Here is a 22,958-nt window from a genome sequence, read left to right on the forward strand (position 1 = left end):
CCGGAGATCCCTCATGACCGAACCCGCGACAGGCGTCATGGACGCCGTTCTCGATCCATCGGAAACTGGCGAACGATCCGAGCCCGCATGGGGGGCGGTGGTTTCCCTGGCGCTCGGAGTCTTCGGCCTGGTGACCGCAGAATTTCTGCCGGCCAGCTTGCTGACGCCGCTTGCGCAGGATCTCGGCATCACCGAAGGCGCCGCCGGGCAGGCGGTAACGGCAACGGCCGTCATTGGCGCGATTGCGGCGCCGACCATGGCTATTGTCACCAAGCGGCTGGACCGCAGGCTGGTCATGTGGGCGCTGACGGTGCTGCTTGTGCTGTCAAACCTGGTGGCCGCGTTTGCGTCGTCGCTTCCTGTTCTTCTGATCGCCCGCATCATGCTCGGGATCAGTCTCGGCGGCTTCTGGTCGATGTCGGCGGCCATGGCGATGCGGCTCGTCCCAATGCGGCTGATGCCGCGCGCCATGTCGATCATCCTCACCGGCGTTTCGGTGGCGACGGTCTGCGCTGCTCCGGTCGGCGCCTATGTCGGCGACATCTGGGGATGGCGGACGGCCTTCGTGATCGCTGCCGTGGTCGGCGCGCTGGCGCTTCTGGTACAGGTGGCTACCATCCCGCGACTGCCGCCGGCAGGTACAGCAGGTTTTCGCACGCTGCTGGAAGTGATGAAGCGGCCGATGATCAGAGTAGCGCTGCTGGTGGTGTTGCTGGTCGCCTCGGGACACTTTGCCGGCTTCACCTATGTCCGCCCGTTTCTCGAGAAGGTGCCCGCGCTGGACATCGAGACGATCTCGCTTGTGCTGCTCGCCTACGGCATTGGTGGCTTCTTCGGCAATTTTGCCGGCGGCTTCATTGCCGAGCGCAGCCTCAAGGCAGCCGTCAGTCTGGCGCCTCTGCTGATCGCGTCTTCAGCGCTCCTGCTACTGGTGGTCGGAGGCTCACCCGTCGTGGCTGCAATAGCAGTGGCCAGCTGGGGCTTTGCCTTTGGCGCCGTCCCAGTCGGGCTGCAGACCTGGCTGGTGCGAGCCGCCCCCGATCAGGCGGAAAGCGCCGGCGGGCTGATGGTCATGACGTTCCAGGTCGCCATCGCGTTGGGCGCCGTCTTGGGCGGCCTGCTGGTCGACAATACCGGCGTTGCCAGCGCCTTCGCCTATTGCGCGGCGGCGACATTGCTTGCGGCACTGGCGGCGTTCTTCCTTGGCCCCAAGCCGATCGACGATCCCAAGGCCTAAACGGAACGGCCGTCGAAGTCGAAGACCGGCACGGCGGCGACGTCCAACGCCTCGATACAATGAATATTGATATAGGCACTTCGCCCGCTCCCTTCGCCGACATCCTCGGCGAAGGGGTGAATGCCGCAGCTGCGGCAGAAGCGGTGCGCGATGACATGGTTGCCGAAGCTGTAGCGGCCGAGATCATCGCCCCAGGCAAGCACCCGCATGCTTCCATGCGGCACTGCCCATAGCAGTGCACCCTTGCGCGAGCAGATCGAGCAATTGCACCGTACGGCTCCGGTCAGCTCGCCTTCGACCTCGAACGCGACCTTGCCGCAGTGGCAGCTGCCTTGGTAGAGCATCGGGCCTTTCTCCTTCGGTTCGACAGGTGCAAATCCGACCGTGCCGGGCTATGTCTCCTGCGGCCAGTTTCCGGCTGCTATCTTAAGACGTTGCAAGCGTGCGGAGTCCGACACCGAAAATGCAATCAGCCCGTGATAGCCTCGAAGCAATTCTTTCGCGTCTTGCCGCTCGCGTCGACGATGAAAGCGTTTTCGTAAAGCTCTACCCGGAACCCGCACGGGCGGCGGCCGACGCCGCCGATGCGCGGCGAAAAGCCGGCGTCACGCTCGGGCCACTCGATGGGGCGATCGTCTCGATCAAGGATCTGTTCGATGTCGCTGGCGAGCCGACCACGGCGGGCTCTCTGCTGCTCGCCACCGCAGCGCCGGCGCTGCGGGATGCCATTGTCGTGCGACGGCTGCGTCAGGCCGGTGCAGTCATCCTCGGCAAGACCAACATGACCGAGTTCGCCTTCACCGCGATCGGCGTCAATCCACATTACGGCACCCCCGGCAATGCAAGCGATGCCACCCGTATTCCGGGCGGCTCGTCCTCAGGCGCCGCCGTTTCGGTCGGCGAAGGCACCAGCCAAATCTCTATCGGTTCCGATACGGGTGGTTCGGTGCGCATTCCGGCATCGCTGAATGGCGTCGTCGGTTTCAAGCCGACCGCGCGGCGCGTGCCGCTCGCGGGTGCGTTTCCGCTGTCGGCCACGCTGGACTCGATCGGTCCGCTGGCCCGCACCGTCGCCGAATGTGCGGCGGCCGATGCAGTGATGTCGGGCGAAAACCTGGCAGTACTGTTGCCGCTTCCACTGGACGGCCTGCGCATCGGCATTGCGCGCGGCGTGCTGTTCGATGATACGCAGGAAGAGGTCGCGACGACGTTCGACTGGTGTCTTCGCAAGATGGAGCTTAGTGGCGCACGGCTTGCGGAAATGTCGATCGACGACCTGCTTGCCGAGCTGCGCGCGGCAACCAAGCGCGCCTCGATCGCGGCGATGGAAGGGGCGGAGATCCATGCCGACTGGCTGGCGACGGGAGCGGCGACGCCGGTCGACCCGCGGGTAAGCGGACCATTGTCGCGCGCCGCCGCCATTCCGGCCACGATCTATATCAGGGCAATGCGCCGCCGCGCGGCGCTGGCCGCCGCGATGGATGAGCGGCTGGCAGGGGTAGACGTGCTGGCCCTGCCGACCACGCCGGTGACGGCGCCGACGATCGTCTCGATGACCGGCGACGAGGCCCTCTGCAACAGGATCGAGGGTCTTCTGCTGCGCAACACGCAGGTCGCCAACCAGTTCGATCTGTCAGCAATCTCGCTGCCCATGCCGGGAAAGACGCGTCCGGCCGGGCTGATGCTGGTGGCGCGCAATGGTCATGACCACGACCTGCTGCGCATCGCAGCCGGCGTGGAGGCGTTGCTTGCAAATTGATCCGACAGCGCGTGTCAGCGCGACGAGCAGTGGCCGCGTTCGCTGTCCTTGGCGGCGCGTTCGATGCCGGTGGCAACCAGCCAAGGCAGGGTGTACCGCTTGCCGTTGAAGGTCCGGGTGCGGTTCTCGATCGATCCGACAACAACGACCTCGCCGGCATAGAGCTTGTCCGAAAGATCGAGGGCTTTGTCTTGCTGCGGCAGGCGATCAATGTCGATTGAAACGCCTTTGATGAGCTTACCAGTAGCGAGATCGAGTGCGCTGTTCGATGGACAGGGTGCCGCCACGCAGCGCAAACCGTTGTCGCAGAACACGTAGCTGCCCTGTCCGTTGGCGAAGACTTGCGCCGTCGCCACGCAGAAGCCAGCGGTCAGCAGGAATTTTGTGACGTTTACCATGCCGGCACCATCGCCGGCGAGTTCGGGAAAATTGAGGCGCTCAGAGATCGACAGGGAACCGCCGCCGGTAGTGCTCGACCACTTCCGGGTTGCGCAGATTGACCGGTAATCTGTTGGCCAGCACCAGCAAGGCTTCGCCAGCCGCGCCGACGCCCATGCGCATCATCGACTGCTCGGTGATCCCAGCCATGTGCGGGGTGACGATGACGTTGTCGAAGCCGAAATAAGGATGGTTGGGCGGCAGCGGTTGTGTTGCAAAAACATCGAGTGCGGCGCCGCCGATACGGCCCTTCTGCAAGGCCTCGATCAGCGCGTCGTCGTCGATCACCGGCCCGCGCGAAACATTGATCAGCAGCGCATCCGGCTTCATCCGGTCAATGCGCTCGCGGCTGATCAGCCCCCGTGTTTCGGGCGTCAGCGGGCAGCACAGAACTATGATGTCGCTCTGTTCGATCAGCGCATCGATCGACAGGAAGCCGACCCTGTCCGGCGCCGGCCGCATGCTGCGCGTCGTCGCCACCACATTCAGATCGAACCCATGTGCCGCGATGTGGCCAACCGCCTGGCCGATCGCGCCGAGGCCGACAATGCCGATCGTCTTGCCCGCTAGCTCGCTGGCCACCACCGTGTGTTCGCGGCCGGCCAGCCAGCCCTTCGCACGCAGGTCGCGGTCCAACACACGAAAGCGCCTAAGCAGCGCCAGCGCCGCGAACATCACGTACTCGGCGACGGATCGCGCGTTCACCCCCGGTACGTTCGCCACCAGCACGCCGGCCGCATTGGCCGCTTCCATAGGTACCATGTCCAGCCCGGCGCCGTGGCGGATCGCGGCCCTGAGCCTCCTCGCTCCTTCGAAAAGCGACGCAGGCAAGGGAGCGCGAACGATGATGACATCGGCGTCCCTTGCCTCGGCGGCAAGCGTATGCGCATCGAGGGCGGAAGCAACGACGAGTTCGCCGGCCCCTGTCAGCATGGAAGAGGCACGGGGGTGCAGTCTGTGTGTCGACAGGATCTTGGGCATTTCAGGCCTTTTCGAGCGCTGGGCTTTGTGGTTCCGCCCCACGCCCCTCGATCAGCCCCTTCCAGTAGCTTTCGGCGCCTTGCAGATGGGCGCTCATCAGCGCCTGGGCGAGATTGCCGTCGCGGCGCAGCAGCGCCTCGTAGATCTGGATATGCTCGGCATGGGAGCGCACGCTGCGTTCGGGATCGTTGAAATAGATCGGCAGGCGCAGCTCACCCATCATGTAGTAGACGCTGCAGATATTGTGGAAGACGCTGTTCTTGGTCGCCCGCACGATCTCGAGGTGAAACTCGCGGTCTTCCCGGGCAAGGCCTTCACCGGCGGCGATGCGATCCTCGGAGGCCTTCAGGATTTCGCGCAGCCGCTCGAAATTCTCCTCGGTGGCGCGTGAACAGGCCAGTTCGGCGGCCTTGATCTCGTGGATCTTGCGCAACTCGACCGTCTCGTAGATCTGGACGGGATCGAGCGGCAGGCCCGCGCGGGCGAACAGCGCCATCGCCTCGACGCTCGCCTGCTTCGTATCGATGTAGATGCCGGATTTCGCCCGTCGCTCGACGATGCGCATCGCCTCGAGAATGGCCAGCGCCTCGCGGATCTGTCCGCGGCTGACGCTGAAATGCTCTGCCAGTTCGCGCTCCGACGGCGTGCGGCCCGTCTCCTTGTCGGAATGGGAGAACAGATAGGCGGCGAGTTCCGCGAGAAGGTTCTTTTCTTTCATGTCAGCCGTGCTGCGCGTGCGCCTCCAGGAACCGCTCCGAAATGGTGAATCCCAGCCCGGGTCTATCAGGGATCGCTACCATACCGTCCTTTGCTTCGACAGTCTCTTCGATCAGATCGTGGATCATCGGGTTGGCGCCGAGCGAATATTCGACGGTGAAGCTCGCCGGTGAAGCGGCGCAGACATGCAGCCCGGCAAAGAAGCAGGGCGCACCGGCCCAAAGATGCGGCGCAAAGCGCAGATTGAAGGCGCTGGCGATGGTGCCGATCTTCATCGCCTCGCTGATGCCACCGCAAAAGGCCGGATCCGGCTGGAAGATATCGGCGGATTTGAGCACGGCGAGGTCGCGGAAGGCATAGCGTGTCGCCTCGCTTTCGCCGGTGGCGATCGGGATCGAACCGCAAGCGCGCACCTCGGCCATGCCGGGCTTGTCGTCGGCGATCACCGGCTCCTCGAACCAGGCGAGATCGAGGTCGCCGGCGAGATGGATGAAGCGCTTGGCCTCGGCCACCGTGTAAGTGCCGTGCGCGTCGACCATCAGGTCGATATCGGGACCGAGCGCCTGTCTTGCGGCGCGGACGCGAGCGGCCGAGATATGTGGGGCGCCGTCCATCGCGCCGACGCGCATCTTCAGCGCCTTGAAGCCGCCCTTGGCGATGTAGGACTGCAGCTGGTCGCCGATGGCTTCCGCGGTGGCCCAGCCGCCGGAAGCATAGGCCGGCATGCGGTCCAGCTTGCGGCCGCCGAGCAGCCGCCAGACCGGAACGCCGAGCGATTTGCCGAGAATGTCCCACAATGCGATGTCGACGGCGCTGATGGCGGCGATGCTCATGCCCCGTCGTGCCAGTTGCGGCATGGCATGGCCGGCGCGAGCGGCACTGTCGTGGCGCGTGCCATTATAGAGCATCTCCCAGATGACGCCGATGTCGGCCGGGTCGCGGCCGACCAGCTGCGGGCCGACCTCGTAGTTCAGCAAATGAACGAGAGCGCCGTAACTGCCGGCGCTGCCGGCGGCATTCTTGCCTTCGCCCCAGCCGACCAGCCCGTCGTCGGTTTCGATGCGCAGGATGGCGGCGTCGAACGTCGCCACCTGACCGAAGTCGCTGCGGTGCTGCTTCGCGACTTCGATCGGTATGCGGACCCACCAGGCTTGGACCGTTTTGATGCGCATGTTCATCCTCGGCCCGGCCGCGGTGAGGCGGAAGGGCTCTTTACAAACGGCTCGGCTACTTGATCAGCGGCAGCAGCGTTTCCGCGTTGATGCGCATCTGGTCGGTGTAGAATTTCTCCGTGAGCACGCTGGAGCCGTGGTCCTGAATGAACTTCAACTGCTCCGGCGAGATGTCGACGGGGTTGCGTTCGACCATGTCGGGATAGGGAGCAGCCGGCGTGCGGTCGACGGGGGCGACGAATTCATTGGTCAGCGCGCCGTCATAGCCGATCTCCTTCAGCGTGCCGACGATCTTCGGCCAGTCGATCTGCCCGAGGCCGGCGGCGAAGCGGTTGTTGTCGGCGACATGGAAATCGTACAGGCGCTTGCCGACCTGCCGGATCGCGTCGTAGACGTTAAATTCTTCCATGTGGATGTGGTAGGCGTCGAGGCAGACGCCGCATTCGGGGCTGACCGCATCGGCCAGCGCCAGTGCCTGGGCGCCGCGGTTGAACAGATAAGTCTCGAAGCGGTTGAGCGGCTCAACCGCGATCTTGACGCCGACTTTCTTGGCGTGGGTGAAGCATTCCCGGGTGGCGTCGACCACCCATTTCCATTCCTCTTCCTCGGTGCCGTCCGGCACGACCTTGCCGACGGTGGCGGGAACCAGCGTGATAATCTCGCCGTCGAGCTCGCTGACCATGGTCAGCACGTCCTTGACGTACTGCACCGAGCGCTCGCGTTGGCCCTGGTCCTTGGCGGCGAGATTGCGCTCGCCCAGCATCAGCGTCACCGCTCCCCAGCAGCGAATGCCGTACTCGTTCAACAGTGCGCGCGTCTCCTTGGGCTTGTACTGTTCGGGTTCGCCGGAAATCTCGATCGACTCATAGCCGAATTTCTTGATGCGCTTGAGCGTCGTTTCCAGCGGCTCCGCCCGCATCCAATTGTGCGTCGAAAGATGCATGGTCTATCCTTCCCAGAATCGCCTGTACCAGTTTGCCTGCGGCGCACTCTGCCGAAGCCGCCGCATGATTCCTCCCCAAGGCGTCCCAGCATTTTCTTTGCAAACTGGTTCGACCAATTGGGCTTGATGGGAGGTCTACAGTAATTTCATCTGGACGGCAAGAAGTGCTGCCATCAGGCGTTGGCTCCTGTCTATGCTATTGATTATACTTAAACATGTGGCCTAACTCGGCATGGTTGCAGGACTGCGGCGGCGCGTCAAATGGCTTGACCAGATTTCGGCATTTGGTAATACCAGAATAGCGGCGCTGAGCGCGCTGTGCAAAGAGACCAAAGACGCTGGCCCTGTTTTCAATCGGCGCTATGCTTGGTCGTGAAACATAGGGAGATGCCGATGCCGACGACGATGAAGGGGCCTGGTCTGTTCCTGGCGCAGTTTGCGGGCGACGCCGCGCCGTTCAATTCGCTGGCCTCGATCACCAAATGGGCGGCTGGTCTGGGCTACAAGGGCGTGCAGATCCCGACATGGGACGCCCGATTGTTCGATCTCGAGAAGGCAGCCTCCTCCAAGGCCTATTGCGACGAGGTGAAGGGCATCTGCGCCGATGCCGGCGTCGAGATCACCGAACTGTCGACGCATCTGCAGGGGCAATTGGTGGCGGTGCATCCCGCCTATGACGCGCAGTTCGACGGCTTCGCGCCGGCTGCGGTGCACAACAATCCAAAAGCCAGGCAACAATGGGCGGTCGAACAGATGAAGTTCGCCGCCAAGGCGTCGAAGAATCTCGGGCTTAAGGCGTCGGTGTCGTTTTGCGGAGCGTTGGCCTTCCCATACCTCTACCCCTGGCCGCAGCGGCCGGCGGGATTGATCGAGGAAGCATTTGCCGAACTGGGCAAACGCTGGACGCCGATCCTCGACGTTTATGACGAGAACGGCGTCGATGTCGGCTACGAAATCCATCCGGGCGAGGACGTGTTCGACGGCGCGACATTCGAGATGTTCCTCGATTCGGTCGGCGGCCACAAGCGCTGCAACATCAACTATGACCCGTCGCACTTCCTGCTGCAGCAGCTCGATTATCTCGAATTTATCGACATCTACCACGAGCGGATCAAGGCGTTCCACGTCAAGGATGCCGAGTTCAATCCGACCGGGCGGCAAGGCGTCTATTCCGGTTACCAGAGCTGGACCAACCGTGCCGGGCGTTTCCGCTCGCTCGGTGACGGGCAGGTGGATTTCGGCGGCATCTTCTCCAAGCTCACCCAATACAATTACGATTCATGGGCGGTGCTGGAATGGGAATGCTGCCTCAAGCACCCGGAGGATGGTGCGGCCGAAGGCGCTCCCTTCATCCAGCACCACATCATCAGGGTGACGGAAAAAGCATTCGACGACTTCGCCGGCGGCACGACCGATAAAAAGGTGCTGCGCGGCATGATGGGGATCTAGCACAGATATCCCTCCCCCTCGAGGGGAGGGTCGATCCGCACAGCGGATCGGGGTGGGGTCGCTGGGCGTAGGCTTGGCATGAACCGACCCCACCCGGCCCTGCGGGCCACCTTCCCCTCAAGGGGAGGGGTATTTCAATGACGAGGGAGAAAATCGTGGTTGGCGCATCGAAGACGGAAACGGGAGGCGGTCCGATCCGCTACGGCATGGTTGGCGGCGGACAAGGCGCCTTTATCGGCGCGGTGCACCGCATCGCGGCACGCATGGACAACGAGTTCGTGCTGGTTGCCGGCGCCCTCTCGTCGAATCCGGAGCGCGCCAAGGCCTCGGCGGCCGAGCTTGGGCTCGATCCGGCGCGCAGCTACGGCTCCTATGCCGAGATGGCCAAAGCGGAGGCCCGGCGGCCGGATGGCATCGAGGTGGTGGCCATCGTCACGCCGAACAATGTGCACGTGCCGGCCGCCAAAGCTTTTCTCGAGGCCGGCATCCACGTCATCTGCGACAAGCCACTGGCGACGACGCTAGCCGAGGCAAAGAGGCTGGCGGCGCTGGTCGAAAAGACTGGCAAGGTGTTCGTGCTGACGCATAACTACACCGCCTATCCGATGGTGCGGCAGGCACGCGAGATGGTCGCCAAGGGACAGCTCGGCGATATCCGCATCGTGCAGTCGGAATATCCGCAGGACTGGCTGACCGAAGACCTGGCCGCCACCGGCCAGAAGCAGGCTGCGTGGCGCTCTGACCCGAAGCAGGCGGGTGCCGGCGGTGCACTGGGCGATATCGGCACGCATGCCTACAACCTTGCCCGTTTCGTCTCCGGGCTGGAGCTCGATTCGTTGTCGGCCGATCTCGATGCCTTCGTGCCGGGGAGGCTGCTCGACGACAACATCAATGTGCTGCTGCGCTTCAAGCCGGTCGGCGGGTCGCACCCGGCCAAGGGAATGATCTGGGCAAGCCAAGTGGCGCCCGGCCACGAGAACGGGTTGAAATTGCGCATCTACGGCTCGAAGGGCGGCCTCGAATGGGTGCAGGCCGACCCGAACTATCTCTGGTACACGCCGTTCGGCCAGCCGAAGCAGTTGATTACCCGTAATGGCGCCGGCGCGCTCCCCGTCGCCGGGCGCGTCAGCCGCGTTCCGCCAGGGCATCCGGAAGGCTATCTCGAAGGTTTCGCCAACATCTATCAGGAAGCCGCGCGGGCTATTCGTGCAGCGCGCCGGAAGGGCGGGAAGCCGGCCAAGGATGTCGTCTTCCCGACCGTGCAGGACGGCGTCGAGGGCATGGCCTTCATCGAGGCCTGCGTGAAGTCGTCGAGGAAGAATGGGGCGTGGACGAAGCTCTGAAGGGTGGTGGTGATAGTCAGGTGAGACCGGCCTGCAAATGGCAGTTTCCTGCGCTTCCGGTGCTCATGTACCAAAAGCACGCTCCGCTCCGGTTCTCGGAGCCCACCATTTTCGGCTCGGCCTGACCTGAATCTCACCACCCCTCCGGCGATCGAGCGAATAAAGGGAGGGGGCGTCGATGAAAATCGGCATGTGCATGTTGTTGTGGACGACCAGTGTCTCGAAAAAACACGAGCCGTTGTTGAGGGACATCAAGGCGACCGGCTTCGACGGCGTCGAAATACCGGTCTTCTCCGGCACGCCGGACAACTACAGGAAACTCGGCGAACTGCTCGACCGTATCGGGCTGCAACGCACCGCCGTCTCGGCGATGGGCGATCCGGCGATGAACCTGATCTCGCCGGATGCCTCGACGCGCAAAGCCGGTATCGACTACATGAAATCGGCGATCGACTGCGCTCAGGCGCTTGGCGCGAACACGTTGAGCGGCCCGCTCCATTCGACACTCGGGGCCTTCTCCGGCAGGGGGCCGACAGCGGCCGAGAAAAAACGTTCGATCGCTTCGCAACGCGCCATTGGCGACTATGCCGGCAACAAGAGCGTCACCATCGGGTTGGAGGCGCTCAACCGCTTCGAATGCTACCTGCTCAACACGATGGACGATTTGTCGGAGCATATCGACGCGATCGACCGGCCGCACATCAAGGCGATGTACGACACCTTCCATGCCAACATCGAAGAAGCCGACCCGATTGGCGCCTATACGCGCAACCGCAACAACATCGTCCATATCCACATTTCGGAGAACGATCGCGGGGTGCCGGGCCGTGGCCATATTCCCTGGAAGGAGACGTTCTCCGCCATCCGCAAGAGCGGCTACGACGATTGGCTGACGATCGAGGCGTTCGGGCGTTCGCTGAAGGACTTGGCCGCGGCCACCAAGGTGTGGCGCGACTTTTCCGAAGGCCCGGAAGCTGTCTACCGCGACGGCTACAGGCACATTAAGAACGGGTGGAGGAAAGCTGCATAACGATCGGCCAGCCCGATGCCGCACCCGTCACCCCTGCTCAGCCTGGATCCTGTTGTAGTCGTGGATCGTCCTGCTCAGCCGGCGGCGCAGGAAATTGGAAATGTTGTCGAAGATGAAAACGACGAGCAGGACCAAGAGCACCATGTAGAAGACATTGGCCCAGTTGGAGTTGGTGCGCATCGCTTCCCAAAGTTTCAGGCCGATGCCACCAGCACCGACGGCGCCGATGATCGTCGCGCCCCTGGTGTTGGATTCCCACTGATAGAGCGTCTGGCTGATGAAGACCGGGATCACTTCCGGCAGCACGCCATAGCGCTGCACCAGCAAGCCGTTGGCGCCGGTCGACTGGATGCCCTCGCGCGGCTTGTCGTCGATGTTCTCGAGGCCTTCCGAATAGACTTTGCCGAGCGTGCCGATCTCGGTGAAGAAGATCGCGGCGCTGCCGGCCAGAGGGCCGGGGCCGAAGGCGCGGGTGAAGAACAGCGCCCAGATCAGCATGTCGACCGATCGCATGAAATCGAAGAAGCGCTTGAGCACCTGGCTGAGCAGGCCGCTCGGGGTGATGTTGCGGGCGGCCAAAAAGGCGAGCGGGAAGGCAACGATGCCGCCGAGCAAGGTGCCGAGAAATGCCATGACGATGGTCTGGAACAGCTTCGTCCAGACGTCGCCATGCTGCCACTGGGCGTTGTTCCAGATATTATCGGCGGCCAGCGCAATGTTCGATGTGCCCGGCTTGAGCTGGGGTCCGGACATCAGCAACGAGACCACCTCGCCGGGCGACTTGCCGAAGAAGGGCGAGCGTGTGTCGAAGACGAAATTCGCCCAGCCGAGGAAGCGCTTGCGGACCTTGACGCGATCGACGGTTATGCGAACCTCGCCGGCAAAGCCCATCCGGGCGACGATTTCATCGTCATGCGCGGTGATCCAGTCCGGCACCGGGCCGGTTATCACCGGCTTGCCGCTGGTCAACGACACCGGCACCGCCTGGCCATTGGCGACAAGCGTTGCCTCGGCCTTGTCGAAGGTGACGGATTTGGCTCGGTCGTCGATCAGAACGGTGTAGGAGCCGTTGGCATTGGCAATGACCCAGTCGGGGTGCGGGTCTTCGCCAAGTGCAGAAAAACGCGGGTATTTGGGTGTGATCTGAGGCTGATCGAGACGGAATTCCGGCTGCAGATCGTAGCTGATCCATTGCGTCAGGAAGAGCGGCAGGCGCTCCCAGTGCGATTCCCTCAGCACTTGCGGCAGGCTGAAGAACCACAAGGCATAGATGAGGTAGAGCAGGATGCCGGCGAACAGCACCAGCGGGCCGAAGCGTTTGTACAAGGGCCGTCGGAACACTTGGGGAAAGCGCTCCTCTATCGCCTGCATCTCATCGGCGGTCATCGCGACCATGGGCAGTCTTCTTGTTGATTTGCCATAATCTTTTCCAAAAACCGGAAACCACTTTTTGGGATCATGGTCAGGCGCCCATCATGAAGGCCTGCTCGCCGACGAGCTTGCGACGAAGCCAGGCGGAGAACTGGTCGACGAGGAAGATGGTGGTGAACAACAGCAGCACCAGTGCCAGCGTCTTGGCGCCAAAGCCGCGTGAGATGGAGAGCTTCAGCTCCTCGCCGATGCCGCCTCCGCCGACCGCGCCGATGATGGTCGAGATACGGACATTGATCTCGATCCTGAGCAGCGCGTAGGACATGAAATTGGGCAGCACCTGTGGCAGGCCGGCGAAGCGCACGCGCTCGAACCAGTTGGCGCCGACCGCGCGCAGGCCTTCTTCGGCGCGCATGTCGATGTTTTCGTTGATCTCGTAAAAGAGCTTACCGAGGGCGCCGATCGAATGCAGGCCGATGGCGATGATGGCCGCGACCGGGCCAGTCGAGAGGATGGCTGCGAACAGGCCGGCAATGACGATCTCGGGGAAGGCGCGAAGCAGTTCCATGAAGCGCTTGACGACGAGCCTGAGCACCGGACTGGGTGTCAAATTGCGCGCGGCGATGAACGAGAACGGCACCGCAAAGACGAAGCCGATGAAAGTGGACACCAGCGCCACGTTGAGCGTGGTGAGCATCAGCTCGAAATATTCGGGTAGGTAAAAACCGCCCCAGAGATAAACGCGGCCAAGCGGGAAGTTGAACTCCTGGCTGCCCTTGTCGTGCGGCGATGCGATGTCGAACAGCGCCCGCCAGACGTCGTTCCAGTCTTTGGGAACAAGCCAGCTAAGGAAATCCAGTATGTGCGGCAGCCGATCGAAGAAATGTCCGGCATTGGCCTCGTCGGCAAACCACATGGCTGTGCACATGGCGATAAGCAGCAAACCGATGCCGAGCGCCGTGTAGAACCGGCGCAAGGACGTCTGCCGTCGCCAGGAGTCGGCTGTCCGCCGGGTCGCGTCTGAACGGATCGTGGCTGAGATGGTCATGATCGGGCATGCAAAAAGGGCGGCGCTGATAAGGCCGCCCTTTGCAACTGCATTCAGCCGCCGATCGCGGCTTTGCGGGCTTCGACGATGACGCTGTAGAAGTCCGGCTTCACCGGAACGTAGCCGGTGAAATCGCCGCCTTCGATGGCCTCGAAGCAAGGCTTGTCCTTGGCCGGCAGGCTGGTGAAGAAGTTGGCGAGCTTGGCGCTCATATCGCCGCCGAGTGCGGTGCGCACGACCAGCGGGCCGTTCGGGATCAAGCCGGAGCGCCAGACTTCGACGAAATCGTTGGGGTCGACGGCGCCCTTGGCGACTTCCTTGTGGAAGGTGCCGGAGGTGTAGCCGTTCTTGAAGTCGCCGATGCCCGAAGAATCGTCAACCGCCACGTCGACCTTGCCGTCGCGGACGGCGAGAAGGTTGTTCTCATGGCCGCCATTGAACTTGGTCGAGGCGAAGAAGGTTTCGTTCGAAGCGCCGGTGTCCTTCGGGATCTGGGTTAGCGGGATCAGGTAGCCCGAGGTCGAATCCGGGTCGGCATAGCCGAGCTTCTTGCCCTTTGCCGACTTGATGTCGGTGATGCCGGACGACTTCAGCGCCAGGCCGATCGAATAATAACCGGTCGCGCCGTCGGTCTGCTGGGTGGTGAGGATCGGGGTCACGGCGTTCGGATCCTTGAGGTAGACGCTGGCATAGCCTGACGCGCCAAGCTCGGCGAAATCGAGGGTGCCGCCGAGCAGGCCCTGGATCACCCCGTCATAGTCGGCGGCCGGGAACAGCGAGACCTTCTCGAAGCCGAATTCGGACTTCAGGTGATCGGCGAGGCACTGAAAGTTGCGCAGCCGGTCCGCTTCATTTTCACCACCAAGGATGCCGATGCGGAATTCCTTGATATCCTGGGCGTGAGCGGCACTTGTTGCGATGGCGAGCAATGAAACCGCGCCAAAAACCATCTTCCTGAACATTATCTCTCTCCTGTTGGTTCCGGCTTCGCGCCGGAGCGTTCGAACTTTTGACGAGTGCCTTTGACGCGGGCGGGCGATCAGGCCGTTCTCAGTAGCCAGGGAATACGGGCTCGAGCGGTCCGGCGGATGCAGCGATTTTCTGTTTGATGGCGACGCTGGTCGAGGTGATGGCCTCGGAGATTTCGCCGCCATTGCTGTCGGCGCCGTAGACCATGCGCACGGCCTCCCGGTTGAGGTCTTCGGGCGGGCCGTCGAAGACAACCTTGCCGGCGGCCATGCCGATGATACGGTTGCAATAGTTGCGGGCCGTATCAAGCGTATGCAGATTTGTGATGACGGTGATGCCTTCGCGCAAATTGATGTCCTGCAGCGAATCCATCACCACCTTGGCGTTGAGCGGATCGAGCGAGGCGATCGGCTCGTCCGCCAACAGCACCTTCGGCTGCTGCATCATGGCACGCGCAATAGCAACGCGCTGCTGCTGGCCGCCGGAAAGCGTGCCGGCGGGCTGCAGTACGGTGCGGGCGATGTCGAGACGCTCAAGGACGGCAACAGCCTCGGCGCATTCACTGCGCGAGAACATGCCGAACAGGTTGGACAGCGTCGAGCGGTGGTTGAGCCGGCCGAGCAGCACATTGGTCAGCACGTCCAGGCGCGGCACCAGATTGAACTGCTGGAAAATCATGGCGCAGTCGCGCTGCCATCGCCGGAGCGGCGAGCCGCGCAACCCGGAGACCTCGACGCCGTCGAACAGGATGGATCCCTGACTGGGATCGACGAGGCGGTTGATCATGCGCAGAAGCGTCGATTTGCCGGCGCCGGAACGGCCGATGATGCCGACCATCTGACCGTGCGGGATCGCGATGTCGACATTGCTGACGGCGGTGTTCTTGCCGAACCGGCGGGTGACGCCGCGGATTTCGAGCGTAGCTGACATGGTGCAGGCTCCAGTCCAATCGCAATTGAAGGTCTGTTAACCCTCGCTAGCGCAGCCGCATGAACCTGCGGTGTCGGAACGATGTCAGTTTTGTTACTGCCCACAGCCTGGAGCGGCGCGGCCAATCCACGAGAGGCTCGAATGGTGAATGGTGACAAGAAAGGCTTTCCTGAGCCTCGAAATCTGTCCGCTGCCCAATTCACCATTTCACGACCCCTTAGCCGCCATACTTCTCCAGGAAAGCCTCCGCCGACAGTTCCCGAAAATCGTCGAGCGCGGCGCGTAGCCGAGCGTGGTCCCAGTCCCACCAGGCGAGCGCCTGGTAGCGCTCCGCGGTGCGGCGGTCGAAGCGTTCGCGGATCGGCTTGGCCGGCACGCCGCCGACGATGGTGTAGGGCGCGACATCCTTCGACACCACCGCGCCGGCGCCGACCGCGGCGCCATCGCCGACGGTGACGCCCGGCAGGATGGTCGAGCCGTGGCCAAGCCAGGTGTCGTGGCCGATGGTGACGCGCTTGGCGCGGCGCTGAGCGAAGAATTCGCTCTCGTGCTCGGCGTCGTCCCAATAGTCCGAGGCGCGATAGGTGAAATGGTGCAGCGTCGGCCGCCAGGTCGGGTGGTTGGTGGCGTTGATGCGCACATTGGCGGCGATGTTGGCGAACTTGCCGATCGTCGCGCACCAGACGCCGCAGTCCTGCATCATGTAGGAATAGTCGCCCAACGCACTTTCCGAAATCCGGCAGCGCTCGGCGACTTCGGTCCAGCGGCCAAGCGTTGAGTTCTCTACTTCCGCCGTCTCGTGGACCAGCGGTGTTTCCGAGAGTTTCCTCGTCATGCGGCGATTTTTCCGGCGGCGAAGGCGGTCACGTCGATGACGCGGTCGGCGACCGCCTCACGCACGTCGTGATCATGGAAGATGCCGAGCAAAGCGACGCCCGCCGCCTTCTTGGCGGCGATCAGCGCAATCACCACGTCGCGATTCCTGACGTCGAGCGAGGCGGTCGGCTCATCGAGCAGCAGGATCGGATGCTCGGTGATGAAGCCGCGCGCGATGTTGACGCGCTGCTGTTCGCCGCCGGAGAACGTCGCCGGCGGCAGCGCCCAGAGTTTTTCCGGCAGGTTCAGCTGCGCCAGCAAGGCACGTGCCTTGCCGCGCGCGACCTCACGCTCCTCGCCGCGCTCGACCAGCGGCTCGGCGACGACATCGAGCGCCGAGACACGCGGCACGGTGCGCAGGAATTGGCTGACATAGCCGATGGTAAGCCGGCGCACGGCAAGCACGGTGCGCGGACTGGCAGTTGCGAGATCGATCAGCCCGCCCTCGTGCTGGACGATGATCTGGCCTTCGTCGGCGGCATAATTGCCGTAGAGCATTTTCAGGATCGAGCTCTTGCCGGCGCCGGACGGGCCGCCGAGCACGGCGCATTCGCCGGCCCTGATCGCGAACGAGACGCTGGCGACCACCGGCAGTTTGATGCCGTCGCGCAGATGCATGGTGAAGCTCTTGGCGACGTCGGAGACAACGAGCGGGGTTGCCATCAGAGGGTTCTCCAATCGTCATTCGTCTGCGGGCCAACACCCCCCTCTGGCCTGCCGGCCATCTCCCCCTCAGGGGGGGAGATTGGCTGTCGCATTCGGTTTCGCCATTCTCCTGTGTCGCAGAACGGGCGGGACATAAAAACTGCTGATCTCCCCTCTGGAGGGGGAGATGGCCGGAAGGCCAGAGGGGGGTACGCCGGAGCAATCATCGTCATACCTGCAGAATCGAGGAGACAAGCAACTGGGTGTAGGGCGCGCGCGGGTCGTCGAGCACCCGGTCGGTGAGGCCGCTTTCGACGACGCGGCCGTCCTTCATCACCATCATGCGCTGCGACAACAGCCGCGCCACCGCGAGATCGTGGGTGACGACGATGGCCGCCAGGCCGAGGTCGGTGACCAGCCCGCGCAGCAGATCGAGCAGACGTGCCTGCACCGACACGTCGAGACCACCGGTCGGCTCGTCCATGAACACCAGCCGTGGGCCGGTAACGAGGTTGCGGGCGATCTGCAGGCGCTGGCGCATCCCGCCGGAAAAGGCGCGCGGCTCGTCGTCGATGCGGTCTTCGTCGATCTCGACGCGCGACAGCCAGTCGACCGCCGTGGCTCGGATTTTTCCGTAGTGACGGTCGCCGACCGCCATCAGCCGCTCGCCGACATTGGCGCCGGCCGACACCGTCATGCGCAGCCCGTCGGCGGGGTTCTGATGGACAAAACCCCAATCGGTGCGCATCAAAAAGCGGCGCTCGGCCTCGCTCATGCGATAGAGCTCGCGGAATTGGCGGTCGCGCATGCGGTAGCTGGCGGTGCCGGAGCTGGGCAGTAGCCTTGTCGACAGGCAGTTGAGCAAAGTGGTCTTGCCGGAACCGGATTCGCCGACGACAGCCAGCACTTCGCCCGGCCACAGATCGAAGGTGACGTCCTCGCAGCCGACGCGCGAGCCGTAGAATTTGGACAGCGCCGAAACGCGCAGCAGCGGTTCGTCGGTCATTGCGCCGGCTCCGTTTTTTCCAGGGCAAGAGGGATTTCGGGCGCAAGATGGCCGCGATGGCCTTGCTCGCGCCGCTTCTCGCAATGGTCGGTGTCGGAACAAACGAACATGTGGCCGCCATGGTCGTCGAGGATAACTTCGTCAAGATAGACGTTCTCGGCCGCGCACAGTGCGCAGGGCTGGTCGAAGGTCTGCACCTCGAACGGATGGTCCTCGAAGTCGAGGCTGACCACGTCGGTGAAGGGCGGCAGTGCATAAATGCGCTTTTCGCGGCCGGCGCCGAACAATTGCAAGGCCGGCGAACGGTGCATTTTCGGGTTATCGAATTTCGGCGTCGGCGACGGGTCCATCACATAGCGGCCTTCGACCTTGACCGGATAGGCATAGGTGGTGGCGATGCGGCCATGTTTGGCGATGTCCTCGTAAAGCTTCACATGTATGAGGCCGTATTCCTCCAGCGCGTGCATCTTGCGTGTTTCGGTTTCGCGCGGTTCGAGGAAGCGCAAAGGTTCGGGGATCGGCACCTGATAGACCAGCACCTGACCCGCGCTCAGCGGATGCTCGGGGATGCGGTGGCGAGTCTGGATGATGGTCGCCTTCGCCGTCTCAGTGGTGACAGCGACATTGGCGACCTTCTTGAAGAAGGCGCGGATCGAGACGGCATTGGTGGTGTCGTCGGCGCCCTGGTCGATGACCTTGAGCACATCATCCGGGCCGATGATCGAAGCGGTGACCTGCACACCGCCGGTGCCCCAGCCATAGGGCATCGGCATTTCGCGCGAGGCGAACGGCACCTGATAGCCAGGGATGGCGATGCCCTTGAGGATCGCCCGGCGGATCATCCGCTTGGTCTGCTCGTCGAGATAGGCGAAGTTGTAGGTGGCGATGTCGGTTGGTTGTGCGGTCATTCCGCGGCCTCTCTCTTCTCTTCGGCCTTGCCGGCGTTTTCGCGGGCGTCGTGCTCGGCGCGCATGCGGCGCACGAGGTCGAGCTCAGCCTGGAAATCGACATAGTGCGGCAGCTTCAGATGCTCGACGAAGCCGGTCGCCTGGACATTGTCGGAATGCGAGATGACGAACTCCTCGTCCTGGGCGGCGGCGACGACATCCTCACCCAACTCCGAGGCACGCAGCGCGCGGTCGCATAGCGCCATGGCCATCGCCTTGCGCTCGCTCTGGCCGAAGACAAGGCCGTAGCCGCGGGTGAATTGCGGCGGCGCCTTGGCCGAGCCCTTGAACTGGTTGACCATCTGGCACTCGGTGACGCGGATACTGCCGAGCGGCACTGCGAAAGGCAGTTCCGGCACGTCGAGCGCCAGCTCGACCTCACCGATACGGACTTCACCGACGAAGGGATGGTTGCGCGCATAGCCGCGCTGGGTGGAATAGCCGAGCGCCAATAAAAACCCCTCATCGCCGCGCGACAACGCCTGCAGGCGGATGTCGCGCGCCATCGGGAATGCGAGCGGTTCGCGGGTGATGTCGCCGGGGACATGATCTTCAGGCATGTCGCCGTCGGATTCGATCAGGCCCTCGCGGGCGAGGATCGCCGACACGCGCGGCATGGCTTCCGCCTCGCCGGCACGCTGCTCCGGCTCGGCGACTTCGCCGCCGGCGGCAAGCTCCGGATCGAGCAGCCGGTGGGTGTAGTCGAAAGTCGGGCCGAGCAGCTGGCCGCCGGGCAGGTCCTTGTAGGTCGCCGACACGCGCCGCTCGACCAGCATCGTGCCGGTGTCGATCGCCCTGGTGTAGCCGAAACGCGGCAGCGTCGTGCGATAGGCGCGAACCAGGAAGATCGCCTCGATCATGTCGCCGCGCGCCTGGACGATGGCCAGTGCCGCCAATTCCCTGTCGTAGAGCGAACCTTCACTCATCACCCGGTCGGCGCCGAGCGCCAGCTGCTCGACGATCTGGTCGAGGCGAAGTGTGGGCACCGAACGATCGCCGCGCCGGCGGTCGGCGAGCAGTTTGTGGGCGTTGCGAATGGCCGCTTCGCCACCCTTTACCGCGACATACATCCTATGCCTCCATCGTCTTGATGCGCGTCGTGCGCGGCAGGCAGGCAATTGCTTCGGATGTGGCGAGGATGATGTCGACGCCACGCGGAAAGCGCTGGTTGTTCTGCTTCCATTGCTCGACGAAATGGCGCGGCATTTGCGCCGGCGCGATCGTCGCCGTCTTCTCGATGCCCGGGCCTTCGAGCAGCAGCGGAGCGCCGGAGACAAGATCGCTGACCTCGAGGATCAGCGTCGTGGAGCGATCGGGATAATCCTGGGTGCCTTGCGAAAACCCGTCGAGCGCCATCATCTCAGCCGGCGTGGCGATCAGCGCGAAATGCGCGTCGGCCGGGGTGTTGGCCAGCGGCGCGCCGGTATGGAAGCCAAGCCAGGATTTCACCGTCGCTGAAGCCTGCAAGGCGGGGTCGAGCCAGAGCGGCGTGTCGTTATCGCACAGCGCCAGCGCAATGGCGCCCGCGGTGGCTGACAGCGGCGTCGGTGGACGGGTAAAGACCGGCAGGGGCTGCAGTTTGCCCGGCCGGGCCATCGCGTCCATCACTGCCCGGAAGACCGTCTGGGCGTCGAACACCGGATCGGCAAAGCCGCCTTCAATCGCTTGGGTCACGATGTCCATCAGTCTTCTCCGCGTACCATGGTGAAGAAATCGACCTTGGTCGCCGCCGTCTCGGCGCGGCGCTGGTCACGGGCCTTGGCCAGTGCCGCCCGCAAGGGCGCGACGAGCCTGGCCTCGACCTCGTTGCGGTGAGCCGGGTCCTGCCAGAGCGCGTCGGCGATTGCCGCCAGCCTTGCCTTCTGCTTGTCGCGGCCGAGCGCATAGCAGTGGCCAACCTGTCCCGAGGCGAGCCTGACGGTGGCGCGGGTGACCGCCGCCTCGCCAATGTTGAACGGCGCGCCGCCCCCACCGATGCGGCCACGCACGGTGACCAGGCCGGTTTCGGGGCCGCGCAGGAGTTCCGCCTCAGAAGGCAGGCCGGCTTCGTTCCACAGACGGACGATATCGTCGCCGGTCGATTGCGCCAGCGTTGCCATAACGGCCTTGCGCTCAGCCTGATCGCGGGCTTCCTGTCCTCGCATGGTTAACACTCCCTTGCATCGAAATTTGTCTATTGATATAGACAATTATACAAATTATACCTATTATCTAATGGGTGTCTATGACGGGTGCATGACAAGGGCGAGAAGAGGGGCGCAAAGGTTGGGGCAGAAAATGATCGGACAAGCCAACAGCATCGAACGGCGCAGCGGAGTCGCGCTGTGGCGGCAGATCGCCGATCAGCTCCTGCATTCGATTGCTGTCGGCGATTTTCCCGAAAATGCGGCGTTGCCGCCGGAGGTGGCACTTGCCGAGCGCTATGGCGTCAACCGCCACACCATCCGCAGCGCCATTGCAGCGCTGGTGCAGGAGGGTGTGCTCAGGGCAGAGCAGGGGCGGGGCACCTTCGTGCTGTCGCGCAGGCGGCTGTCATATCCGATCGGCGCCCGCACCCGCTTTTCGGAGGGATTGCAAGGACAGGCGTCCGAGCGGCATATCACCTTGCTTGCGTCATCGGTCGAGCCTGCCAACCGTCGTGTCGCAGAGAGCTTAGGCCTTGCAAAGGGGGTCGACGTGATACGCCTGGAAACGCGCGGCGAAGCCGATGGAATGCCGGTGTCCCGCGCTGCCGGCTGGTTCGATGCCAGGCGCTTTGCCGGGATCGATGCTGCCATGGCGGAAACGGGTTCGATCACCGCATCGCTGGCACGCTTCGGCGTCAGCGACTATCTCCGGCAATCGACGGTGCTGTCGGCGCGCCATGCCGATGCCGCCGACCTTGCGGACCTCGACCTGCAGCCCGGCGCCATCGTGCTGGTGACGGTCGCCGTCAACGTCACGCCCGACGGTCAGCCGATCCAGTTTTCGGAGTCGCGCTTCCCGGCCGAGCGGATCGAGCTCAAACTGTCGGCGCTCTGAGATGCGCCAGCCCCGGCATCATCCGACCTGAATGACAGCCTTGATCAGGCCGGACTTCTCATGCGTCCAGCGGGCAAGATCGTGCGGCGTTTCGCCAAGCGTCGTGCGGTGCGTGACGAGCTTAGCCAACGGCACCGCGCCGTTGCGGATCGAGGCGGCGACATGGTCGAAATCGGAACGCAGCGCGTTGCGGCTGCCGATCAGCATCATCTCGCGCTTGTGGAATTCGGGATCGGAAAAGGCGATGTCGTCCTTGACGACGCTGACCAGCACCAGCGCCCCGCCATGCGCGACATGGGCGAAGGCCGACTGCACCGACTGGGTGTTGCCGGTGGCATCGAAAACCATGTCAAAACCGTCGCCGTCGGTTGCTTGCCGCACCAGGTCCGCAGCAGCGGTCTGCGAGCCGTCGAGGGTCGCGAAGCCGAGTTCGCTTTCGGCGAAAACCAGCCTCTCCGCACTCATGTCGAGCAGCGTCACGTCGAGCCCGGCGATGCGGGCGAACAGCGCCGTGCCGAGCCCGATGGGGCCGGCGCCAATGACCAGCGTGCGCGCACCTGGATCAGCCAGCGAGCGCCGCACGGCATGGGCGCCGATCGCCAGGAATTCGACGGCAGCAGCATCGGCCAGCGACAAGCCGTTTGCCGGATAAAGATTTTGCGCCGGCACCAGGATTTGCTCGCACATGGCGCCGTCGCGGTGGACGCCGAGCACCTCGATCTTAACGCAGCAATTCGGCTTGCCTTGCCGGCAGGCGATGCATTTGCCGCAGGCGAGATAGGGATTGACGACCACCGGTTCGCCGATTGCCAGATCGACGCCCTCACCAACCTCGATCACGGTGCCGGAAACTTCGTGGCCCATGATGCGGGGATAGGCGAGGAACGGGTGCTTGCCTTCGAAGATGTGATAGTCGGTGCCGCAGATGCCGACATGGCTGACGGCGACCAGCGCCCAACCGGCTGGCGGCGCGCCAGGCGCCGGACGATCTTCGAGGACAAGTTCGCCGGGCGAGCGGCAGACGACGGCTTTCATGCTTCAATCCAGTCGGTTCATGGCACCGCCGGCTCTGCTGT

General features: G+C 63.6%; 24 protein-coding genes. 6 read left to right on the forward strand and 18 right to left on the reverse strand.

The genetic code is table 11. The annotated features are described in order from the left end of the window. Window positions 1-13: 13 nt before the first annotated feature. The gene (locus NMG46_RS05740) at window positions 14-1,237 is read left to right on the forward strand and encodes an MFS transporter (RefSeq protein WP_254816738.1); all 1,224 of its coding nucleotides are present in this window, start codon (window positions 14-16) and stop codon (window positions 1,235-1,237) included. Here NMG46_RS05740 and NMG46_RS05745 read toward each other — a convergent pair. Then, window positions 1,234-1,581, reverse strand: a complete 348-nt coding sequence (locus NMG46_RS05745) for a GFA family protein (protein WP_254816739.1) — start codon at window positions 1,579-1,581, stop codon at window positions 1,234-1,236. The two genes, NMG46_RS05740 and NMG46_RS05745, sit on opposite strands and share 4 nt — an antisense overlap. A gap of 119 nt (window positions 1,582-1,700) precedes the next feature. On the opposite strand from NMG46_RS05745, the gene NMG46_RS05750 reads away from it, so the two are divergent. Beyond that, window positions 1,701-2,996 (forward strand): amidase, encoded by a 1,296-nt coding sequence (locus NMG46_RS05750; RefSeq protein WP_254816740.1) that lies wholly within the window; start codon window positions 1,701-1,703, stop codon window positions 2,994-2,996. Between the two features lie 14 nt (window positions 2,997-3,010). Here NMG46_RS05750 and NMG46_RS05755 read toward each other — a convergent pair whose 3' ends face one another. Genes NMG46_RS05755 through NMG46_RS05775 form a run of 5 tightly spaced genes read right to left on the reverse strand, consistent with a single transcriptional unit; the run spans window position 3,011 to window position 7,247 of the window. Next, on the reverse strand, window positions 3,011-3,394 hold the full coding sequence (locus NMG46_RS05755) for a hypothetical protein (RefSeq protein WP_254816741.1): 384 nt from the start codon (window positions 3,392-3,394) through the stop codon (window positions 3,011-3,013). Window positions 3,395-3,434: 40 nt separating this feature from the next. Then, a complete protein-coding gene (locus tag NMG46_RS05760) occupies window positions 3,435-4,415 on the reverse strand; it encodes a hydroxyacid dehydrogenase (RefSeq protein ID WP_254816742.1) in 981 nt (326 codons plus the stop codon). A gap of 1 nt (window position 4,416) precedes the next feature. Beyond that, the gene (locus tag NMG46_RS05765; protein WP_254816743.1) at window positions 4,417-5,133 is read right to left on the reverse strand and encodes a FadR/GntR family transcriptional regulator; all 717 of its coding nucleotides are present in this window, start codon (window positions 5,131-5,133) and stop codon (window positions 4,417-4,419) included. 1 nt (window position 5,134) lies between these two features. After that, a complete protein-coding gene (locus NMG46_RS05770; protein ID WP_254816744.1) occupies window positions 5,135-6,304 on the reverse strand; it encodes a mandelate racemase/muconate lactonizing enzyme family protein in 1,170 nt (389 codons plus the stop codon). 55 nt (window positions 6,305-6,359) lie between these two features. After that, window positions 6,360-7,247 carry a sugar phosphate isomerase/epimerase gene (locus NMG46_RS05775; RefSeq protein ID WP_023675190.1) on the reverse strand — a complete coding sequence of 296 codons (888 nt, stop codon included), beginning with the start codon at window positions 7,245-7,247 and terminating at the stop codon, window positions 6,360-6,362. 393 nt (window positions 7,248-7,640) lie between these two features. Here NMG46_RS05775 and NMG46_RS05780 point away from each other — a divergent pair, with 393 nt between their 5' ends. From NMG46_RS05780 to NMG46_RS05790, 3 genes are all read left to right on the forward strand, one after another. Continuing rightward, complete coding sequence (locus NMG46_RS05780; protein ID WP_254816745.1) at window positions 7,641-8,696, forward strand: sugar phosphate isomerase/epimerase; 1,056 nt, start codon at window positions 7,641-7,643, stop codon at window positions 8,694-8,696. 137 nt (window positions 8,697-8,833) lie between these two features. After that, the gene (locus NMG46_RS05785) at window positions 8,834-10,039 is read left to right on the forward strand and encodes a Gfo/Idh/MocA family protein (RefSeq protein WP_254816746.1); all 1,206 of its coding nucleotides are present in this window, start codon (window positions 8,834-8,836) and stop codon (window positions 10,037-10,039) included. Window positions 10,040-10,217: 178 nt separating this feature from the next. Continuing rightward, window positions 10,218-11,069: a sugar phosphate isomerase/epimerase gene (locus tag NMG46_RS05790; RefSeq protein ID WP_254816747.1), complete on the forward strand. Its 852-nt coding sequence runs from the start codon at window positions 10,218-10,220 to the stop codon at window positions 11,067-11,069. A 27-nt stretch (window positions 11,070-11,096) separates the two neighbouring features. Here the strand turns inward: NMG46_RS05790 and phnE (NMG46_RS05795) are convergent, their stop codons facing one another. From phnE (NMG46_RS05795) to phnG, 11 genes are all read right to left on the reverse strand, one after another. After that, entirely contained in the window at window positions 11,097-12,464 is a 1,368-nt protein-coding gene (phnE, locus tag NMG46_RS05795; protein ID WP_254816748.1) for a phosphonate ABC transporter, permease protein PhnE, read from the reverse strand. A gap of 67 nt (window positions 12,465-12,531) precedes the next feature. Continuing rightward, entirely contained in the window at window positions 12,532-13,488 is a 957-nt protein-coding gene (gene phnE / locus NMG46_RS05800) for a phosphonate ABC transporter, permease protein PhnE (protein ID WP_254816749.1), read from the reverse strand. Window positions 13,489-13,541: 53 nt separating this feature from the next. After that, window positions 13,542-14,450, reverse strand: coding sequence for a phosphonate ABC transporter substrate-binding protein (phnD, locus tag NMG46_RS05805; protein ID WP_254816750.1), 909 nt, complete (start codon window positions 14,448-14,450; stop codon window positions 13,542-13,544). An 88-nt stretch (window positions 14,451-14,538) separates the two neighbouring features. Then, window positions 14,539-15,387, reverse strand: coding sequence for a phosphonate ABC transporter ATP-binding protein (phnC, locus tag NMG46_RS05810; protein WP_254816751.1), 849 nt, complete (start codon window positions 15,385-15,387; stop codon window positions 14,539-14,541). 217 nt (window positions 15,388-15,604) lie between these two features. Further along, complete coding sequence (locus tag NMG46_RS05815; RefSeq protein ID WP_254816752.1) at window positions 15,605-16,222, reverse strand: DapH/DapD/GlmU-related protein; 618 nt, start codon at window positions 16,220-16,222, stop codon at window positions 15,605-15,607. Continuing rightward, the gene (gene phnL / locus NMG46_RS05820) at window positions 16,219-16,926 is read right to left on the reverse strand and encodes a phosphonate C-P lyase system protein PhnL (protein ID WP_254816753.1); all 708 of its coding nucleotides are present in this window, start codon (window positions 16,924-16,926) and stop codon (window positions 16,219-16,221) included. The genes NMG46_RS05815 and phnL overlap by 4 nt, the downstream gene beginning before the upstream one ends. Window positions 16,927-17,137: 211 nt before the next feature. After that, entirely contained in the window at window positions 17,138-17,914 is a 777-nt protein-coding gene (phnK, locus tag NMG46_RS05825; protein ID WP_254816754.1) for a phosphonate C-P lyase system protein PhnK, read from the reverse strand. Beyond that, complete coding sequence (locus tag NMG46_RS05830) at window positions 17,911-18,822, reverse strand: alpha-D-ribose 1-methylphosphonate 5-phosphate C-P-lyase PhnJ (protein ID WP_254816755.1); 912 nt, start codon at window positions 18,820-18,822, stop codon at window positions 17,911-17,913. Before NMG46_RS05830 ends, phnK begins: the two co-directional genes overlap by 4 nt. Then, window positions 18,819-19,931, reverse strand: a complete 1,113-nt coding sequence (locus NMG46_RS05835; protein ID WP_254816756.1) for a carbon-phosphorus lyase complex subunit PhnI — start codon at window positions 19,929-19,931, stop codon at window positions 18,819-18,821. Before NMG46_RS05835 ends, NMG46_RS05830 begins: the two co-directional genes overlap by 4 nt. Before the next feature lies 1 nt (window position 19,932). After that, window positions 19,933-20,544: a phosphonate C-P lyase system protein PhnH gene (gene phnH / locus NMG46_RS05840; RefSeq protein ID WP_254816757.1), complete on the reverse strand. Its 612-nt coding sequence runs from the start codon at window positions 20,542-20,544 to the stop codon at window positions 19,933-19,935. Next, entirely contained in the window at window positions 20,544-21,005 is a 462-nt protein-coding gene (phnG, locus tag NMG46_RS05845) for a phosphonate C-P lyase system protein PhnG (protein ID WP_254816758.1), read from the reverse strand. Before phnG ends, phnH begins: the two co-directional genes overlap by 1 nt. 133 nt (window positions 21,006-21,138) lie before the next feature. Between phnG and phnF the strand changes: the two genes are divergently transcribed. Continuing rightward, window positions 21,139-21,882 carry a phosphonate metabolism transcriptional regulator PhnF gene (phnF, locus tag NMG46_RS05850; RefSeq protein WP_254816759.1) on the forward strand — a complete coding sequence of 248 codons (744 nt, stop codon included), beginning with the start codon at window positions 21,139-21,141 and terminating at the stop codon, window positions 21,880-21,882. Window positions 21,883-21,900: 18 nt separating this feature from the next. On the opposite strand, the gene NMG46_RS05855 is transcribed toward phnF, so the two are convergent. Beyond that, window positions 21,901-22,917 (reverse strand): zinc-binding alcohol dehydrogenase family protein, encoded by a 1,017-nt coding sequence (locus NMG46_RS05855; RefSeq protein WP_254816760.1) that lies wholly within the window; start codon window positions 22,915-22,917, stop codon window positions 21,901-21,903. Between the last annotated feature and the right edge of the window lie 41 nt (window positions 22,918-22,958).

The sequence above is a fragment of the Mesorhizobium sp. LMG 17147 genome, from assembly GCF_024297145.1.
Taxonomy (GTDB): Bacteria; Pseudomonadota; Alphaproteobacteria; order Rhizobiales; family Rhizobiaceae; genus Mesorhizobium.

Bases quoted from the DNA above. Each gene is read 5' to 3' on its own strand.
- NMG46_RS05740 (WP_254816738.1), top strand. From the start codon at position 14: ATGACCGAACCCGCGACAGGCGTCATGGACGCCGTTCTCGATCCATCG.
- NMG46_RS05745 (WP_254816739.1), bottom strand. From the start codon at position 1,581: ATGCTCTACCAAGGCAGCTGCCACTGCGGCAAGGTCGCGTTCGAGGTC.
- NMG46_RS05750 (WP_254816740.1), top strand. From the start codon at position 1,701: ATGCAATCAGCCCGTGATAGCCTCGAAGCAATTCTTTCGCGTCTTGCC.
- NMG46_RS05755 (WP_254816741.1), bottom strand. From the start codon at position 3,394: ATGGTAAACGTCACAAAATTCCTGCTGACCGCTGGCTTCTGCGTGGCG.
- NMG46_RS05760 (WP_254816742.1), bottom strand. From the start codon at position 4,415: ATGCCCAAGATCCTGTCGACACACAGACTGCACCCCCGTGCCTCTTCC.
- NMG46_RS05765 (WP_254816743.1), bottom strand. From the start codon at position 5,133: ATGAAAGAAAAGAACCTTCTCGCGGAACTCGCCGCCTATCTGTTCTCC.
- NMG46_RS05770 (WP_254816744.1), bottom strand. From the start codon at position 6,304: ATGCGCATCAAAACGGTCCAAGCCTGGTGGGTCCGCATACCGATCGAA.
- NMG46_RS05775 (WP_023675190.1), bottom strand. From the start codon at position 7,247: ATGCATCTTTCGACGCACAATTGGATGCGGGCGGAGCCGCTGGAAACG.
- NMG46_RS05780 (WP_254816745.1), top strand. From the start codon at position 7,641: ATGCCGACGACGATGAAGGGGCCTGGTCTGTTCCTGGCGCAGTTTGCG.
- NMG46_RS05785 (WP_254816746.1), top strand. From the start codon at position 8,834: ATGACGAGGGAGAAAATCGTGGTTGGCGCATCGAAGACGGAAACGGGA.
- NMG46_RS05790 (WP_254816747.1), top strand. From the start codon at position 10,218: ATGAAAATCGGCATGTGCATGTTGTTGTGGACGACCAGTGTCTCGAAA.
- phnE (WP_254816748.1), bottom strand. From the start codon at position 12,464: ATGGTCGCGATGACCGCCGATGAGATGCAGGCGATAGAGGAGCGCTTT.
- phnE (WP_254816749.1), bottom strand. From the start codon at position 13,488: ATGACCATCTCAGCCACGATCCGTTCAGACGCGACCCGGCGGACAGCC.
- phnD (WP_254816750.1), bottom strand. From the start codon at position 14,450: ATGTTCAGGAAGATGGTTTTTGGCGCGGTTTCATTGCTCGCCATCGCA.
- phnC (WP_254816751.1), bottom strand. From the start codon at position 15,387: ATGTCAGCTACGCTCGAAATCCGCGGCGTCACCCGCCGGTTCGGCAAG.
- NMG46_RS05815 (WP_254816752.1), bottom strand. From the start codon at position 16,222: ATGACGAGGAAACTCTCGGAAACACCGCTGGTCCACGAGACGGCGGAA.
- phnL (WP_254816753.1), bottom strand. From the start codon at position 16,926: ATGGCAACCCCGCTCGTTGTCTCCGACGTCGCCAAGAGCTTCACCATG.
- phnK (WP_254816754.1), bottom strand. From the start codon at position 17,914: ATGACCGACGAACCGCTGCTGCGCGTTTCGGCGCTGTCCAAATTCTAC.
- NMG46_RS05830 (WP_254816755.1), bottom strand. From the start codon at position 18,822: ATGACCGCACAACCAACCGACATCGCCACCTACAACTTCGCCTATCTC.
- NMG46_RS05835 (WP_254816756.1), bottom strand. From the start codon at position 19,931: ATGTATGTCGCGGTAAAGGGTGGCGAAGCGGCCATTCGCAACGCCCAC.
- phnH (WP_254816757.1), bottom strand. From the start codon at position 20,544: ATGGACATCGTGACCCAAGCGATTGAAGGCGGCTTTGCCGATCCGGTG.
- phnG (WP_254816758.1), bottom strand. From the start codon at position 21,005: ATGCGAGGACAGGAAGCCCGCGATCAGGCTGAGCGCAAGGCCGTTATG.
- phnF (WP_254816759.1), top strand. From the start codon at position 21,139: ATGATCGGACAAGCCAACAGCATCGAACGGCGCAGCGGAGTCGCGCTG.
- NMG46_RS05855 (WP_254816760.1), bottom strand. From the start codon at position 22,917: ATGAAAGCCGTCGTCTGCCGCTCGCCCGGCGAACTTGTCCTCGAAGAT.